8 protein-coding genes and 1 pseudogene are annotated in these 16,729 nt (G+C 71.4%); 2 read left to right on the top strand and 7 right to left on the bottom strand.

Features of this window, described 5'->3' with window-relative positions:
• The 3 genes and pseudogenes from ACFC0G_RS22505 to ACFC0G_RS22495 all read right to left on the bottom strand — a co-directional run.
• Positions 1-676 (bottom strand): annotated as a pseudogene (locus tag ACFC0G_RS22505) (ribonuclease E/G); the annotation flags it as partial.
• 232 nt (positions 677-908) lie between these two features.
• Positions 909-1,700, bottom strand: coding sequence for a TIGR03936 family radical SAM-associated protein (locus ACFC0G_RS22500; protein WP_376405929.1), 792 nt, complete (start codon positions 1,698-1,700; stop codon positions 909-911).
• Positions 1,701-1,824: 124 nt separating this feature from the next.
• Positions 1,825-2,973 (bottom strand): hypothetical protein, encoded by a 1,149-nt coding sequence (locus ACFC0G_RS22495; protein WP_376405927.1) that lies wholly within the window; start codon positions 2,971-2,973, stop codon positions 1,825-1,827.
• Between the two features lie 211 nt (positions 2,974-3,184).
• On the opposite strand from ACFC0G_RS22495, the gene ACFC0G_RS22490 reads away from it, so the two are divergent.
• Positions 3,185-5,164 (top strand): glycosyltransferase, encoded by a 1,980-nt coding sequence (locus tag ACFC0G_RS22490; RefSeq protein WP_376405925.1) that lies wholly within the window; start codon positions 3,185-3,187, stop codon positions 5,162-5,164.
• 134 nt (positions 5,165-5,298) lie between these two features.
• On the opposite strand, the gene ACFC0G_RS22485 is transcribed toward ACFC0G_RS22490, so the two are convergent.
• Complete coding sequence (locus tag ACFC0G_RS22485) at positions 5,299-8,907, bottom strand: CDP-glycerol glycerophosphotransferase family protein (protein ID WP_376405923.1); 3,609 nt, start codon at positions 8,905-8,907, stop codon at positions 5,299-5,301.
• 580 nt (positions 8,908-9,487) lie between these two features.
• On the opposite strand from ACFC0G_RS22485, the gene ACFC0G_RS22480 reads away from it, so the two are divergent.
• Positions 9,488-11,803, top strand: a complete 2,316-nt coding sequence (locus ACFC0G_RS22480; protein WP_376405921.1) for a CDP-glycerol glycerophosphotransferase family protein — start codon at positions 9,488-9,490, stop codon at positions 11,801-11,803.
• Between the two features lie 113 nt (positions 11,804-11,916).
• Here ACFC0G_RS22480 and ACFC0G_RS22475 read toward each other — a convergent pair whose 3' ends face one another.
• From ACFC0G_RS22475 to rodA, 3 genes are read right to left on the bottom strand one after another with little or no spacing between them, the layout of a single operon-like run.
• Positions 11,917-13,845 (bottom strand): TIGR03960 family B12-binding radical SAM protein, encoded by a 1,929-nt coding sequence (locus ACFC0G_RS22475; RefSeq protein WP_376405919.1) that lies wholly within the window; start codon positions 13,843-13,845, stop codon positions 11,917-11,919.
• 52 nt (positions 13,846-13,897) lie between these two features.
• Positions 13,898-15,514 (bottom strand): CHAD domain-containing protein, encoded by a 1,617-nt coding sequence (locus ACFC0G_RS22470; RefSeq protein WP_376405917.1) that lies wholly within the window; start codon positions 15,512-15,514, stop codon positions 13,898-13,900.
• Between the two features lie 15 nt (positions 15,515-15,529).
• The gene (gene rodA, locus ACFC0G_RS22465) at positions 15,530-16,729 is read right to left on the bottom strand and encodes a rod shape-determining protein RodA (protein ID WP_376405915.1); all 1,200 of its coding nucleotides are present in this window, start codon (positions 16,727-16,729) and stop codon (positions 15,530-15,532) included.

Below are 16,729 nucleotides of genomic sequence, written 5' to 3'. Positions count from 1 at the left end.
CGGCCGTGGAGGTCACCGGCGAGGTGGCCTTACGGGTGGCACGGCGACGCGCAGGACGCGCCGGAGCGGCCTCGGCGGTCTCCTCGACCGGAGCGGCGGCGGGCGCGGCGACCGGCGCGGCCTCGACGGGAACCTCGGCGGCGGCCGTGGAGGTCACCGGCGAGGTGGCCTTACGGGTGGCACGGCGACGCGCAGGACGCGCCGGAGCGGCCTCGGCGGTCTCCTCGACCGGAGCGGTGGCGGTCTCCTCGACCTGTGCGGCGGGGGCCTCGGCGGCGGCCGTGGAGGTCACCGGCGAGGTGGCCTTACGGGTGGCACGGCGACGCGTCGGACGCGCCGGAGCGGCCTCGGCGGCGTCGTCGGCCGGAGCGGCGGGGGTCTCGGCGACCGGCGCGGTCTCGGCGGGGACCTCCGCGAGGGGGGCGCCGACCTCGACGGTCTCCACTGCCGGGGCGGTGGCCTTGCGGGTGGCGCGGCGGCGGGTGCGCGGCGCGGGGGCGGCCTCGGCCTCGACCGGGGCGGCCTCCACGGCCGGGGTCTCGGCGGTCGCCTGGGTGTCGGTGGCCTCGGCTCCGGCCGTCACCGGCGGACCGGCGGGGCGGGAAGCGGCGCGGCGCCGACGGCGCGGCGGCAGCTTGTCACCGGGGGCGTTGGTGTCTTCGTTGGACTCGAGCATGCGGGGTTCTCCCGTCACGCTCCCGGGCGCCGCGCCTGGTTCCGGTCCGGCGGCACGATCACGCCTGTGGCGCGGTGCCGCCGTCCGGGGCGCGGGCGCCGCACGGGAGCTGATGTCTGGCTCGCCGGTTCCGTACGCCCTGTGCGGACGGCCTGGCGAAAGTCTCCTGGTCAGTGCGCTGCCCGACCCAGGTGGCTCCCGAGTACCAGGGCGGCGCTACAACGACCGCTCCCTACGCGGTACCTGCACCCGGCGCCGTCGCTGAGGCGGTCGCGGCGGCCGTGGATGAAGCGGCCGTGACTGCCTCGCGGTCGGGCGCGAGCGGGTCGGTCACCGTGCCGGACTCCTCGTCGAAGAGCCCCTGCGCCAGCCTGGTCACCGCAGCGGGGACCGGCGGCGCCAGGTCGGCCACAGCTCGGAGACCGGACAGGACGTCGTCGGGTCGTACGGCAGGTGTCACGTGCCGAACAACCAGCCGCAGTATCGCACAGGCGCTGTCCAGCGGCCTATCACCCTGGGGATCGCCCTGGGGACGGGACACCGTCAGCTCGGTGACCGCAGAGCGGGCGTCGAAGGTGCGGATGCCGTTCTTGGTCTTGCGCTGTACTTCCACGGTCTCGGCCGCGAGAAACGCCTCGGCGGCCTTCTGCGCTTCCTCGACGGTGACGCCTTCGAGCCGCAGCTCCCACACGGATGCGGTGAGCCGCTCGGCGAGACCCGAGGTCCGGGCCTCGACGGCGTCGGTGATGTCGAGGCCCGCGGGAAGGGACTCGTCGAGCAGAGCCCGCAGCATCTCGGGGTCGCGCGTCTGGGTGAGCGCGATCTCCAGGTACTCGGCCTCGGAGCCCGTACCGGTCGGGGCGGCGTTGGCGTACGACACCTTGGGGTGCGGGGTGAAGCCGGCCGAGTACGCCATGGGCACCTCGGCGCGGCGCAGCGCCCGCTCGAAGGCGCGCTGGAAGTCACGGTGGCTGGTGAACCGGAGGCGGCCGCGCTTGGTGTAGCGCAGTCGGATGCGCTGCACCGCCGGTGCGGGCGGCGGGCCTTCGGGCTGTCGCTTGCCCAGTGGTTCTTCTCCTCGGTGCGGGGCGGACGCGGGGAGCGCGCCGCCCTCAGGTGTACGGGGGGCTCCCTCGGGGCCGGCCGGCTCACCCCCGCTGGTGCGGGGAGATCTCGGCCTCGGCCACCATGCCGGGAACGGTCTGTTGTGGTGCAGCACCTCCCAGGTTACGCGCCTGACCCCGTATGGCGTTCACAGGCTCCGGCTGCCGCTCCCCGCCGACCAGTGCGTGCCACGCGTCGCGGCGCGCCCGGCGCACGGTGTCCCGTGCCGAGGCGAGGGCGGCGCGGACCGCCCGGCCGGTCTCCACGGCGGCCTTCTTCGCCGGACGCCACAGGGCGTCGCGGACGACGTGCCCGACCGGGGTGCACACGTTGCGGTAGAACCAGCTCGCGGGGCGCCCGATCAGGTGCCGGGCGAGCCACTTCAGGGCGCGGCCGACGGCGAGGGAGACGTACCCGGCGACGCGCCAGGCGACCGCGAAGGCGTCGGCGATCTCGCGGGCGATCACCGCGAGGACCCGTCCGACGGGGGTGAGGACCCAGCGGTAGAGGAACACGGCGGGAACGACGACGAAGATCTTCCCCAGCCACGTCAGGGCGGCGGCGAGGCCCCTGCCGAGCCAGGCGAGGCCCGCGGCAGCGCCCCTGCCGAGCCAGGCGAGGGCATGGCCGAGCGGGGTGAGGAGGTAGCGGTACGTCCCCGAGGCGAGGGGTACGGCCACGTACCTCCAGAGGGCCGTCCACGGCCAGACCAGTACCGCCCACAGGGCCAGGCCGGCGCCGCGCCCGAGCGGTGCGAGCAGCCGGGCGTACGCCCAGGCCGCCGCCCGGGCCAGGCCGCGTCCGAGCGGCGCCAGGACGGTCCGGTACAGCCAGGCCGCCGGGGCGGCGATCAGGTGGACGGCGAGCGGTACGACGAGGTAGCGCCACAGCCCCAGCCAGGGCCAGTAGAGGACCGCTTTGCACAGCCACCACGCCGCCGCGGCGAGGGCTTGGGCCATCCGGGCGACGGCGCGCCCCAGGGGGGCGAGGAGGTGCTCGTGGAGCCAGTCGTACGCGCGGCCCAGCGGGCGCAGCAGTATCCGGCTCAGAAAGGCGCCGCACAGGGCGAGCGCGTCCCAGACGAGGCGCAGGGGCACGACGACGACCAGCACCACGATCCGTACGGGAATCCTGATGGCCGCCGTCAGACAGCCTTCGGGTTCCGGCCGCGGGGCCTCTTTCTCCGGGTACATGTCACGGGAGACGCGAAAGGTCCGTTCGCGGTTCACCTCCGCGGCCGGATGCGGACGGTTCGGCACCGCCTCCAGGAGTGGGCCCGTAGCCTAGGTCCCTACGCCCGTCCCCCCACACACCTCTTGCGCATCCCCCCACCTACTCCAGGACACGTTGAGGCTCGGTATGAAAATATCCTTCCTTCTGGTCGACCGCTGTCATATCGGCGGCGTGGTCAGTGCCATCCACAACCTGGCCAAGGCGCTGGCGGACCACCACGAGGTCGAGCTGGTCTCGCTCCGCCGCAACCTCGACCAGGCGTTCTTCCCGCTTGATCCCCGGGTGAAGACCCTCGCCCTCACGGACATGCGGAAGCACTCCCACACGTACGACGGCGACGACCCGATGATCGAGGTCTTCCCACACATCTACCCGAACGAGCCGACGGACAAGAAGCCGTGGGTCAGCCGTCTGGCCGAGAAGCGGCTGATGGAGTACCTGGCCACGACCGACGCCGACATCGTGGTCAGCAACAACCCCAAGATCACGATCATGCTGGCCTACTCGGACCGCGACTTCCTGAAGGTCGCGATGGAGCACTCGCGGCCCGCGCGGTACGGCCCGCACATCCGTGACGCCCTCTTCCGGGACGCGTACCCGAAGATGGACGCGATCACGGCGCCGACGCCGGACGAGTGCAAGACCATCGCCGGCGTCGTCCCGGCCGTGACCCACCTGCTCTCCCCGATGCCCAACTGCATCCCGGCCCACGAGGGCCAGATGTCCACCGGCGACAACAAGATCGTCGTCACCGCCGGTCTGCTGAAGACCCACAAGGGCTTCGGCGACCTCATCGAGGCCTTCTCCACCGTGGCGCCGCGCCACCCGGACTGGAGCCTGCGGATCTACGGCTCCGGCCCCGAGCGCGCCAACCTGCGCAAGAAGATCAACGACACGGACAGCAACAACCAGATCTTCCTGATGGGCCCGGCCACGCCGGTCACCCCGGAGTTCGCCAAGGCCTCCGTGTTCGTCCTCCCCTCCCACCTGGAGGCCTTCGGCAACGTCACCGTCGAGGCGATGGCTGCCGGTCTGCCGGCGATCTGCTACGACGCCCCGCACGGCCCGCGCAACATCATCAAGCAGGGCGAGGACGGCTACGTCGTGCCGCTCGGCGACAAGGTGGCGCTCGCCGAGCACATCGAGAAGCTGATCTCCGACGAGGACCTGCGCCGGAAGATGGCGGCCGCCGCGGTGGCCAACGTGGTCCGCTTCCAGGAGGCCGAGACCGTCGCCCGCTTCGAGCGGCTCGTGGAGACCATGCGGGCCCGCCGGGCCGTCCCGCGCTCGGCCGCCACCGTGGTCACCCCGCAGGGCGACCTCCGGGTGCGGATCGACGGGCTGCCCGCCGACAGCGACGCCGAGCTGGTCTGCAAGGACATCCGCAAGAAGGCCGACGAGGTCGTCTTCCCCTTCGTCGGCGAGGAGGCGCTGGTCCCCTCGCTCGGCAAGCTCGTCGAGGGCGACTGGGAGCTGGCGATCCGCTCCGCCGGCTTCGACCTGCCGCTGCGGTCGTCCGGCTGCGACACCCTCCAGATCCTGTCGCTGAAGCTTCCGCGCACCGAGGGCCCCGCCCTGTCGCTGCTGCTGCCGCACACCCACACGGACGGCACCCTGCGGGTGCAGAGCCGCGTGCGCGCCCAGCACGTCGAGGTCGCCGCCCTGCACGCCGGCGCCGCCTCGATCGTCATCGACGCGGCGGCCTGGGGCGTCGAGCCCCGCGCCGGCAGCCTGATCGAGGCCGTGCACCGCAAGGAGGCCGACAAGAACTTCACCTTCCCGGTGAAGGCCGGCGCCGACGGACACTTCACGGCCACCCTGGACAACGCCGCCGCGGCCCGCCTCCACCAGGCCGGCGCCGAGGACGTCTGGGACCTCTGGCTGCTGCCGGACAAGAACTCCGCCCGGATCCGCGTCTGCAAGCTGGCCACCGACGTGCTCACCCCGATGGACGTCTTCACCTACCCGTACCCGGTGGTGAAGAGCTCCGGCGCCCCGGTCGCGGCCGCCGAGGACACCAAGGCGAAGAGCGGCGGCTGGCGCAACCGGCTGTCCGCCGTCCCCACCGCCGTCGCCGGCGCACGGCACGAACTGCGCCCGTACTTCTCCAGCAACGGCCAGCTCTCGCTGAAGATCATCGACAAGAAGTGACCGGCGGGCGGTAGCCGGTCCCGGCCCGCACGGACGAGCCCCGGCCCGCACGACGAAGCCCCGGCCCGCAGGGAGACCTGCGGACCGGGGCTTCTCCGTACGCCCGGGGCTCTTCCGTGCGCCCGGGGCACCGCCTACAGCGGCGCGCCGTCCTGGGCCGTCTTGAACATCAGGTCGGCGAGGCGCTCCGCCGCGTGACCGTCGTCGAGGTCGCAGAACTGGTGGTGGAACTCGTCGTACTTCTCCTGGTACGCGACCGCCACCTCGTCGATCTCCTCGATGGCCTGGAGCAGGTCGTCCGAGGTCTCGACCAGCGGGCCCGGGGCGTCCTGCTCGAAGTCGAAGTAGAAGCCGCGGAGCCGGTCGCGGTAGTGCTCCAGGTCGTACGTGAAGAACAGCATCGGACGACGCAGGTGGGCGTAGTCGAACATGACCGAGGAGTAGTCCGTGATCATGATGTCGGCGGCCAGGTAGAGGTCCGCGATGTCCGGGTACTCGGAGACGTCGAAGACGAAGCCGTTACCGGCGCCCGGGATGCTGTCCACGATGTTGGAGTGGCGCCGGATCAGGAAGACGTAGTCGTCCCCGAGGCGGCGGCGGGCCTCGTCCAGGTCGACCCGGAGGTCGAACTTGAACTGGCCGCGGGCGTGCGAGAGGTCGTCGCGCCAGGTCGGCGCGTACAGCACGACCTTCTTGCCCTCGGGCAGTCCGAGGCGCGCCTTGACCTCCTGGGCCCGCTCGTCGCGGTCCTCGGCGTACAGGTAGTCGTTGCGCGGGTAGCCCGTCTCGGCGATCAGGCCGTTGTAGCCCATGGCGCGCTTCAGGATCGGCGTGCTGAAGCGGTTGGAGGAGACGAGGATGTTCCAGTTCGCCGCCTCCTGGACCAGGCGCTCGTGGTAGTTCGGGTCGAACTTGGGCGCCTCGATGTCCAGGCCGATCTTCTTCAGCATCGTGCCGTGCCAGGCCTGCACGATCACCTGTCCCGGCCGCCGCTTGATCCAGTGCGGGAGGTGGGCGTTGGTGATGATGTAGCGCGAGCGCGCCAGGGCGTCGTACCAGTCGGTGCCCTGGAAGCGGACCGCTTCGAGCGTGTCGGGGAGCTCGACCTGGCCGTCGCGGACCAGCCACCGGTGCTTCAGGTCGGAGCCGCGGCGCAGCAGCTCCTCGTGGACCGCGCGCGGGCTGTCCGAGAACTGCTTGCCGTTGTAGCTGATGTACAGGACCTCGTCGCGCAGCGGCAGCTCGCGGCCGCGCTCGTAGACGTCGGTACGCAGCTGGTACTGGCGGTTGGCGCCCCGCTCCAGGTCGGTGAGGTCGGGCAGGCAGTTGAGCTGGGGGTGGTCCTGCCAGTGGACCTCCATGCGGTAGTCGCGGCCGCTGTGCGAGCCCTCCAGCGGGAACTGGGAGACCGCGAGCCGGTCCACGACGAGCGGCAGGGGCTGCTCCGCGTCGGGGGTCTCCAGGCGGAGCACCCAGCGGCCCGCCTTGAGCGGCAGCCGGCCGTTGGTGCCCGTCATCGCGGAGGGGCGGAAGGAGGCCTCGAAGGTGCCGTCCGGCAGGACGTTCAGCGGGACGGTGCGCTCGTCGAAGCGGCCCTTGGCGCTGATGACGAGGCGGTGGTCCGACAGGTCCACGGGCGCGGCGCCGCGGACGAGGAAGGTCCCGTCGGCGAAGGCGACGCCGGTGATCCTGGCGCGCAGCGGGCGGCCGGAGAACTTCAGGTAACCGTTGGCTCCGGAGAGGACGGCCACCTCGTTCTGCATGGCTTCCTCGCCGAACTCGGCGGGCAGGGGAATCTGGAGGTCGGCTATGCCGTCCTGGACGACGACCTTGGCGGAGCGCTGCTCCTGGCCCGGCTCCGTGACCCGTATCTGGGTGCTCCAGTTGCGGCGCATCGTCTTCGCGGCGTCGGCGCCGCCGCCGGAGGCGGCCTCGGCGCTGTCCTGGTGCTCCGGCAGCAGGGCCACGTCGCGCAGGGGCACGCGGATCCGCAGCTGGGTGCGCCCGCCGGTGACGCCGAGGACCTCCACCGGGTAGGTGAGCGCCTCGCCGCTGTTCTGGTTGGCGACGCGGAGGACGATCTCGGTGCCCATGGGGAAGGTCTCGCGGAACACGCCGTCGACGACGATCTCGTCGCCTTCGGCCTTGAAGCCGCTGACGACGACCGGCACCTTCTCGATGCGGAGCTTGAGCGCCGCGCGACGGACCTCCGGGACGATCCGGAAGTCGTCGTCGAGCCACTGGTAGGGCGGGTAGGTCAGGCGGTCCGTGCCGTACGAGTGCACGGAGCGGGAGCGCACGAGGCCGCCGGACATGACGCGCATGCCCACGTGCCAGAGGCCCTCCTGCCACTTGCCGCCCTTGCGGAACCGGGCGGGGTCGATGACCGTCTCCCAGCCGGCCCAGTCGAAGCTGTGGCCCCGGCCCTTGTGCCCGGAGGCGGTGGTGGCCTCGGGGGCGAAGATGTTGCCGAGCGGGACGAGGACGCGGCGCTGGGTGCCGTCCTTCTTCAGCTGGAGCAGCTTGACGACGCTGCGCTTGCCGTTCTGGTCGACGCGGTCGATCCAGGCGTGGCCGGACAGCTTCAGCTTGCCGTCCTCCCACGTCAGGTCGTCCAGCGGAGACCGCAGCTGGAGGTCCTTGTCGACGCGCAGGAGCTTCTTGGGCACCAGGTCGCCGCGGGCTTCCAGCGCCGAGTAGCGGGCGTACTTGCGGACGACGCCGTCGAGCCCGACCGGCTCGCCGAGCCGCTCCGCCTCGATGAAGTCGATCAGCTCGGTCGCGGCGTGCTTGCGGACGAGCAGCCACTTGACGCGCAGCGCCGTGGGCAGTGTGCCGATCAGCTTGACGTCGATCTGGTCGAGGAACCTGTTCGCGACCCGCATGAACTCGGTGCGGTACTCCTCGTCGCCGTCGGGCATCACGTTGAGGAAGATGCGCAGGTCGCCGGTGAGGACGGTCTTGTCGTACGCGAGCTTCAGCGCGTCGGCGGCGGGGTCGTTCTGCTCGGCGAGGAACCGGCTGACGTGCTCGCAACCGGAGGCCCGGTCCCGGGCCGCCTTGGGCTCGTTGCGGCGCTGGGTGATCGACGGGTTCGACTCGCCCTCGCGCAGCCGCCAGTAGTACGTGGCGTCGCTGATGATGTCGACGGACTCGGCGAGGTACTGGGCGGGCACGATGACCGGGGTGTCCTCGTACAGCACGCCCTCGGGGAAGCGCAGGCCGTGCTGCTCCCAGAAGTCGCGCCGGAAGAGCTTGTTGCAGGCGAGGCGGTCCGTGAGGAGGTTCCGGTTCTCGCGGACGTGCGTGCGCTGCACGGCGCCCCGGGAAAGGAACCGGTGCATCGGCGACTGCCACACGCGGGTGGAGTTGATGTGCTCCACGTTGCCCGTGGCGAAGGAGGAGCCGGTCTCGTCCAGGCTGCTGATCATGAGCCGGAAGGCGTCCGGCGGGATCATGTCGTCACTGTCGACGAACGTCACGAACTCGCACTCCGGCGCCAGGCTGTCGAGTCCCGTGTTGCGGGCGGCACCCAGGCCGGCGTTCTCCTTGCGGATCAGCCGGAACCGGGCGTCCTTGTCGGCGAACTCCTGCGCGATGGCGTTGGAGTCGTCGGTGGACCCGTCGTCGATCATGAGAACTTCCAGGTCCTGGAAGGTCTGCACGGCCAACGAGTTGAGGCAGGCGGGGAGGTACTCCGCCACGTTGTAGATCGGGACGATGACGCTGAGCCGGGGTGCCATGGAGTTCTGCGTTCCTTTCTGGTTCAGACCCGCTCGACGAGCTCGAGCGCCTGAGGGGGTGACGGGGCGTGCCAGGGGATTTCCGGCGGCCGGCCGGGGGGCGTCGTCGCCCTCCGGGACGGATCCTCCGGGCGACGTGCTGGGCCGCACGCCCGCCGTCGAACTGCAGTACTCGTCCCGGTACCCGGTTCGCAGCTTAGCCGCCGGGTTCCGGCCCGACCTGGACGGACGAGGGCCTGGCCCCGCCCCGGGAACCGGGGGGTGACCAGGGACACAGAAGAACGCAGGACCGTTTCCGCGCGCCCCGGCATGCGGGAACGCGCGTGACGTATGGGGACCACCAGGGTCGCTCGGGACATTCCTCACCGGTCCATCGGCCTGCATGACTGTGCGGCGGTCCCCGACCGCCGCAGCACTCCAGGATAGACGATCCGCAATTCGGGCGTTCTCTTGTCGTTGGGCCCTCCCTCACCCGCAGGGAGGGGGCCGTTTACCGTACAGGCGGGCGCACGCGGTTTCCGGGGTGCGGAAAGCCTCCGGCATACTGCGCTTGAGCGGTTCGACTGAGGAGACACGACGCATGCCGGCTGCAGCTACCCCCCGATTCAGCGTGATCATCCCGGTGTACGGGGTCGAGGGCTACATCCGCGAGTGCCTCGAATCGGTGACTACGCAGAGTTACCGGAATTTCGAGGTCATCGCGGTCGACGACTGCTCCCTCGACGGCAGCGGCGCCATCATCGACGAGTTCGCCGCGCGCGACCCGCGGGTGCGCGCCGTCCACCGCGCCGAGAACGGCGGCATCGGCGCCGCCCGCAACACCGGCGTCGAGCACGCCCGCGGCGACTACCTGCTCTTCCTCGACGGCGACGACTCCATCCGCCCCGGCTCCTTCGAGGCCATGGCGGAGCGGCTCACCGCGGCCGAGGACCCCGAGGTCCTGCTCCTCGACCACGTCCGCACCTACGCGGACGGCACCGTCGAGACCAGCAACTCCGGCCCGTTCCTGGCCGGCATCCGCGACCAGGTCGTCCGCTCCGCCGACCACCTCGAACTGCTGCGGATGTTCGCCGTGGTGTGGAACCGCCTCTACCGCCGCGACTTCTTCACCGGCGAGGGCTACGCCTTCACCGACGGGCTGTACGAGGACGCGCTCATGGTCTACACGTCCATGGCCGTCGCCCAGCGCGTCGCGAGCCTGGAGTACGTGGTCGTCGAGTACCGGCAGCGCCGGGTCGGCAGCTCCATGCGCAGCAGCTCCCCGCGCAAGCACTTCGTGATCTTCGACCAGTACCGGAGGGTCTTCGAGTACCTCGACGGCCGCCCCGGCCTCGACGAGTACCGCAAGACCGTCTTCGGGCGGATGATCTCCCACTTCCTGTTCACCTTCGCCCGTGACTTCCGTATACCCAAGGGCCACCGCCGCGCGTACCTGAAGCAGGCGTCCAAGGTCTACCGCAGCCTCGAACCCAAGGGCTTCACGCCGCCGCCCGGCGTCCTCGGCCTGAAGTTCAAGGTGCTGAAGAGCGGCTCGTACACCGGGTTCGAAGGCCTCAAGGTGGTCAACGGCACCCGCGAGGCGGGCATGCGCTCCCTCGGCCGGTCCAAGCGCTGGGGCGGCCGCAAGGCCCTGCGCGCCTACTACGCCGTGCAGCGCCGTCTCCCCGTGGACGAGAACCTCGCCGTGTACTCGGCGTACTGGGGCCGCACCCCCAGCTGCAACCCGCTCGCCGTGCACGAGGCGGCCAGGCGGATCGCGCCCTCCGTCCGCGGGGTGTGGGTCGTCAACCAGGAGTACGCCGCGAGCCTCCAGCCCGGCCTGAAGCGGATCGCCCCGGCCACCTTCGGCTACTGGAAGGCGCTGGCCCGGGCCAAGTACCTGGTCAACAACGTCAACTTCCCGGACGCCGTGATCAAGCGCCCCGGCCAGATCCACCTCCAGACCCACCACGGCACCCCGCTCAAGCGGATGGGCCTGGACCAGCAGCAGTACCCGGCCGTCGCCCGCAGCATGGACTTCGACAAGCTGCTGGAGCGCGTCGACCGCTGGGACTACAGCGTCTCGTCCAACGGGCACTCCACCGAGAACTGGGAGCGCGTCTACCCGGCCGCCTTCCAGACCCTCAACACCGGCTACCCGCGCAACGACGTCTACTACCGCGCCACCGCGGCGGACGTCCGCCGGATCCGCGGCGAACTCGGCATCGCGCACGACAAGACGGCGATCCTGTACGCCCCCACCGTGCGCGACCACCAGAAGGACGCCTTCGTCTCCCGGCTGGACCTCGCCCGCTTCGCCCGCGAACTCGGACCGGACTTCGTCCTGTTGGTCCGCGCCCACTACTTCTACGGCGGCGACCCGGAGTTGAACTCCCTCGCCGAGCGGGGCGCGCTCGTCGACGTGTCGCGGCACCCGTCCGTCGAGGAGCTCTGCCTGGCGGCGGACGCACTGGTCACGGACTACTCGTCGATCATGTTCGACTACGCCAACCTCGACCGGCCGATCGTCACGTACGCCGACGACTGGGAGGCGTACCGGACCTGCCGCGGCGTCACCTTCGACCTGCTCTCCGGCGAGCCCGGCGACAGCCCCGGCGTGCTCACGACCACCGAGGACCAGCTCATCGAGGCGTTCCGCAGCGGCGCCTGGGAGGGCGAGCCGGCGGCCGCGCTGCGGCAGGCCTTCCGGGAGCGGTTCTGCACCTGGGACGACGGCTTCGCCGCCGAGCGGGTCGTCCGCCGGGTCTTCCTCGGCGAGGAGGCCCTGCGACCGGCCGTCGTGCCCGTCGCCGAGCGCACCCCGGCCCCGTCGCCGCGCCTGGCCGAGGGCACCGGACCGCGCCGCCCCCGGCAGGAGGACCAGGACGAGCTGACCTCGGCCGGGTCCGACCACTAGGACACGAAGAAGAGGCGCCCGGAGGGAAATCCCTCCGGGCGCCTCTTCGTTGTCCCGCTACTTCACGACCGCTACCTCACGACCGCGACTTCACGACCGCTACTTCACGACCGCTACTTCACGACCGACAGCGGCAGCAGCTTCTTGCCCGTCGGGCCGACCTGGATCTCGGTCTGCATCGCGGGGCAGACACCGCAGTCGAAGCACGGCGTCCAGCGGCAGTCCTCGACCTCGGTCTCGTCGAGCGAGTCCTGCCAGTCCTCCCAGAGCCAGTCCTTGTCGAGACCGGAGTCCAGGTGGTCCCAGGGCAGGACCTCCTCGTAGGTGCGCTCGCGGGTCGTGTACCAGGCGACGTCCACACCGAAGTCGGGGAGCGTCTTCTCGGCGCACGCCATCCAGCGGTCGTACGAGAAGTGCTCGCGCCAGCCGTCGAAGCGGCCGCCGTCCTCGTACACCGCGCGGATGACCGAGCCGATGCGACGGTCGCCGCGCGAGAGGAGGCCCTCGACGATGCCGGGCTTGCCGTCGTGGTAGCGGAAGCCGATCGAGCGGCCGTACTTCTTGTCGCCGCGGATCTTGTCGCGGAGCTTGCGCAGCCGCTCGTCCGTCTCCTCGGCCGACAGCTGCGGGGCCCACTGGAAGGGGGTGTGCGGCTTGGGGACGAAACCGCCGATGGAGACGGTGCAGCGGATGTCGTTCTGGCCGGAGACCTTGCGGCCCTCGGCGATCACGTTCATCGCCATGTCGGCGATCTGGAGGACGTCCTCGTCGGTCTCCGTCGGCAGGCCGCACATGAAGTACAGCTTCACCTGGCGCCAGCCGTTGCCGTACGCGGTGGAGACGGTCCGGATGAGGTCCTCCTCCGAGACCATCTTGTTGATGACCTTGCGCATGCGCTCGGAGCCGCCCTCGGGGGCGAAGGTGAGGCCGGAGCGGCGCCCGTTCCTCGTCAGCTCGTTGGCCAGGTCCACGTTGAACGCGTCGACACGGGTGGACGGGAGGGACAGGCCCACCTTGTCCTCCGTGTACCGGTCGGCCAGGCCCTTCGCGATGTCACCGATCTCGGTGTGGTCGGCGGAGGACAGCGACAGGAGGCCGACCTCCTCGAAGCCGGTCGCCTTGAGGCCCTTCTCGACCATCTCGCCGATGCCGGTGATGCTTCGCTCCCGCACGGGGCGCGTGATCATGCCGGCCTGGCAGAAACGGCAGCCGCGGGTGCAGCCGCGGAAGATCTCGACGGACATGCGCTCGTGGACGGTCTCCGCGAGCGGGACGAGCGGCTGCTTGGGGTACGGCCACTCGTCGAGGTCCATGACGGTGTGCTTCGAGACGCGCCACGGCACGCCGGACCTGTTGGGCACGACACGGCCGATGCGGCCGTCCGGCAGGTACTCGACGTCGTAGAACGCCGGGATGTAGACCGAGCCGGTCTTCGCGAGACGGAGGAGGACCTCCTCGCGGCCGCCCGGCCTGCCCTCGGCCTTCCAGGTGCGGATGATCTCGGTCATGTCGAGGACGGCCTGCTCGCCGTCGCCGACGATCGCCGCGTCGATGAAGTCCGCGATCGGCTCGGGGTTGAAGGCCGCGTGGCCGCCGGCGAGCACGATCGGGTGGTCGACGGTCCGGTCCTTCGACTCCAGCGGGATGCCGGCGAGGTCGAGGGCGGTCAGCATGTTCGTGTAGCCGAGCTCCGTCGAGAAGCTCAGGCCGAAGACGTCGAAGGCGCCGACGGGACGGTGCGAGTCGACCGTGAACTGCGGGACCTTGTGCTCACGCATGAGCTCCTCGAGGTCCGGCCACACGCTGTACGTGCGCTCGGCGAGGACGCCCTCGCGCTCGTTGAGCACCTCGTACAGGATCATGACGCCCTGGTTGGGCAGACCGACCTCGTACGCGTCCGGGTACATCAGCGCCCAGCGGACGTCGGCGGACTCCCACGGCTTCACCGTGGAGTTCAGCTCTCCACCGACGTACTGAATCGGCTTCTGCACGTGCGGGAGCAGAGCTTCGAGCTGCGGGAAGACAGACTCGGCAGCAGACATCTCGAACCTTCGTGAGCTGGCAGGGGGGCGACTCTCAAGCGTACCCCGGTGCTCAGCGGGTCAGCGCCGCCCGGATCCCCGGGGCCGAGGCCCGGGCCCAGACGCCGGGGAGGTCGCGCTCCCCTTCGGCCGCCGCCGCTTCCTCGCGGCCGTGGAGAAGTCCCCAGGTGAAAGCGGATTCCCCGGCCGCGTGGGCCTGGGTCGCGAGCTCGCGCAGGGCCTCGCGGGCGACGACGCCGTCCTGGTGTTCGCCCAGGAGGGACTGGACGGACTTCACACGCCGGGCGACCTTCCGCGCGGGCTTCCCGAGGGTGGGGGCGGCTGCCTCGGCGGCGTACCGGGCGCGCTTGGCGGCCTTGCGGGCCGCGTGGAGCGCGAGGTCGCGGTCCTCTCCGGGCGCGAGGGCGAGGGCGCGGTCGACACGGGCGCCGAGGCGGGCGTGGTCCTTGAGGACGGCGTGGGCGAGGACCGTACGGGCGTCGCGGGCCGCGGCCTTCCGCAGGGGCGGGTCGGCGAGCAGCTCGTCGAGGGTGTCGAGGAGGGCGAGGTAGCGGGCCGAGTCCAGCGCGGCGAGGGTACGGCGCCGGCCGCCCCGGGAGCGGACGGCGTTCCAGCTCCGCAGCCGGCCGCGGACGGGACCGAGGCGCAGGGTCCGGGGCAGCGCGTCGATCCGGCCGCGCAGCCGCTCGGTCAGGACCTCCTGGTCGCGGGCGGCACCGAGCTCGCCCGCCAGCCACCGCAGCTCCGCGCCGACGGGCTCGGTGACGTCCCGGTCGAGGACCTTCCGGTACGTCCGGAACGCGCTGCGCAGCCGCCGGCAGGCGACCCGCAGCTGGTGCAGGGCATCGGGCAGGTCCCGCCGGACGGCCGGGTCGAGCGCCACGATCGCGTCGACCTGCTCCCGCACGTAGCCGAGCACGGCGTACCCGGCGGAGCCGGAAGCCGGTGCCGGCGGCGGCGTCCCCGGGGTTCCGGCCTCGTCCGCTCGGCGCGCCCGCTTCCCGGCGCGCGCGGAGCCGGAAGCCGGTGCCGGCGTCCCCGGGGTTCCGGACCCGGTCCGCGGTGCCGTCTCCGTCAGGGCCCTCGCCAGTTTCGAGGCGGACGCCGAGGCGTGGATGCCCGCCTTCCCGAGTCGCTTCCCGATCGCGTCGAGAAGGGCGGTGCCCTCGGCCTCGTCCGCTTCGTCGGCGAGTTCGACCTCGATCTCCGTCCAGCCGGCCTCCGCTCCCCCGGGCAGCCGCTCGGCGCGCACCGTGTCGACGGACAGCTCGGCGAGGAGCCGGCCCGTCGCGTCGACGAGGTGGCGGACGTCCCGTGCGGAGCGGAGGCGGACGACGGGGACGACCTCGCCGCCGCGGACCCGGGAACGCAGAAGCCCCGCCAGCTCACCCGGGAGGGTGTCGGCCAGCGGGGCCCTGATCTCGTCGCGGATGCCGGAGGCGACGGGGAACTTGAGGTGCCAGCCCTCGTCGCTCCCGCCCGTGCGCCGCCGCAGAGTGAGCGCGTCGGCGGCGAGCCGCAGGTCGGGGGTGTCGTAGTAGACCGCGTCGAGTTCCATGACGCCCCGGTCCACGACCGCCGAGACGCCGGGGACCCGGGTGAGGTCCGGTACCCGGGTCTCCCCCGTGGCCTCGTACTTCCGCTCGACCTCGCGCTTCGTCTCCGCCATGAGACGAATCTAGTCCTACGCCGTCATCGGGCGCTGTACGCGGATCGACTGCAACAGCCCGATCGCCACCCAGACCGCGAACATCGACGAGCCGCCGTACGACACGAACGGCAGCGGCAGGCCCGCGACCGGCATGATGCCGAGCGTCATGCCGATGTTCTCGAAGGCCTGGAAGGCGAACCAGGCGATGATGCCGGCCGCGACGATCGTGCCGTAGAGCTCGGTGGTCTCGCGGGCGATCCGGCAGGCCCGCCAGAGCACGATCCCGAGGAGGACGAGGATCAGGCCGGCGCCGACGAAGCCCAGCTCCTCCCCCGCGACCGTGAAGACGAAGTCGGTCTGCTGTTCCGGGACGAACTGGCCCGTCGTCTGCGAGCCCTTGAAGAGGCCCGCGCCGAGGAGGCCGCCGGAGCCGATCGCGATGCGGGCCTGGTTGGTGTTGTAGCCGACGCCCGAGGGGTCGAGGTCGGGGTTGGCGAAGGCCGCGAAGCGGTTGATCTGGTACTCGTCCAGCATGCCGAGCGCGGTGACGAGGACCGCACCGCCGACGCCCGCGCCGATCAGGCCGAGGACCCAGCGGTTGGAGGCGCCGGAGGCGAGCAGCACGCCGAGGACGATGACGGCCATGACCATGACCGAGCCGAGGTCGGGCATCAGCATGACGATGCCCATGGGGAGGGCGGCCAGTGTGAGGGCCTTGGCGACGGTGCGGTGGTCGGGGTGGAGCTGGTCGCCCGCGTCGACCTTGGCGGCCAGCAGCATCGCCATGACCAGGATGATCGTGATCTTCACGAACTCGCTGGGCTGGAGGGAGAATCCGCCGCCGACGACGATCCACGCGTGGGCGCCGTTGATGGTGGCGCCGAGCGGGGTGAGGACGGCGAGGATCAGCACGATCGACAGGGTGTAGAGGATCGGGACCGCGCCGCGCAGCGTGCGGTGGCCGAGCCAGATCGTGCCGATCATCAGGGCGACCCCGATGCCGGTGTTGAGCGCGTGCCGGAAGAGGAAGTAGTACGGGTCGCCGTTGTTCAGCTCGGTGCGGCCCCGGGTGGCGGACCACACGAGGAGCGCCCCGATGAAGGAGAGCGCGAGCGCCGACAGCAGGATCGGCCAGTCGAGGCGGCGGAACACCGAGTCGCGGGCGGTCAGCCTGGCGAGCGTGCCGCGCTCGGGGGCGTACCGGGAGACGGAGAAGCCGTGGGGTGCGGTCAT

This window comes from Streptomyces sp. NPDC056169, assembly GCF_042268445.1.
GTDB lineage: Bacteria > Actinomycetota > Actinomycetes > Streptomycetales > Streptomycetaceae > Streptomyces.
This window is presented reverse-complemented; position numbering and strand designations above follow the sequence as displayed.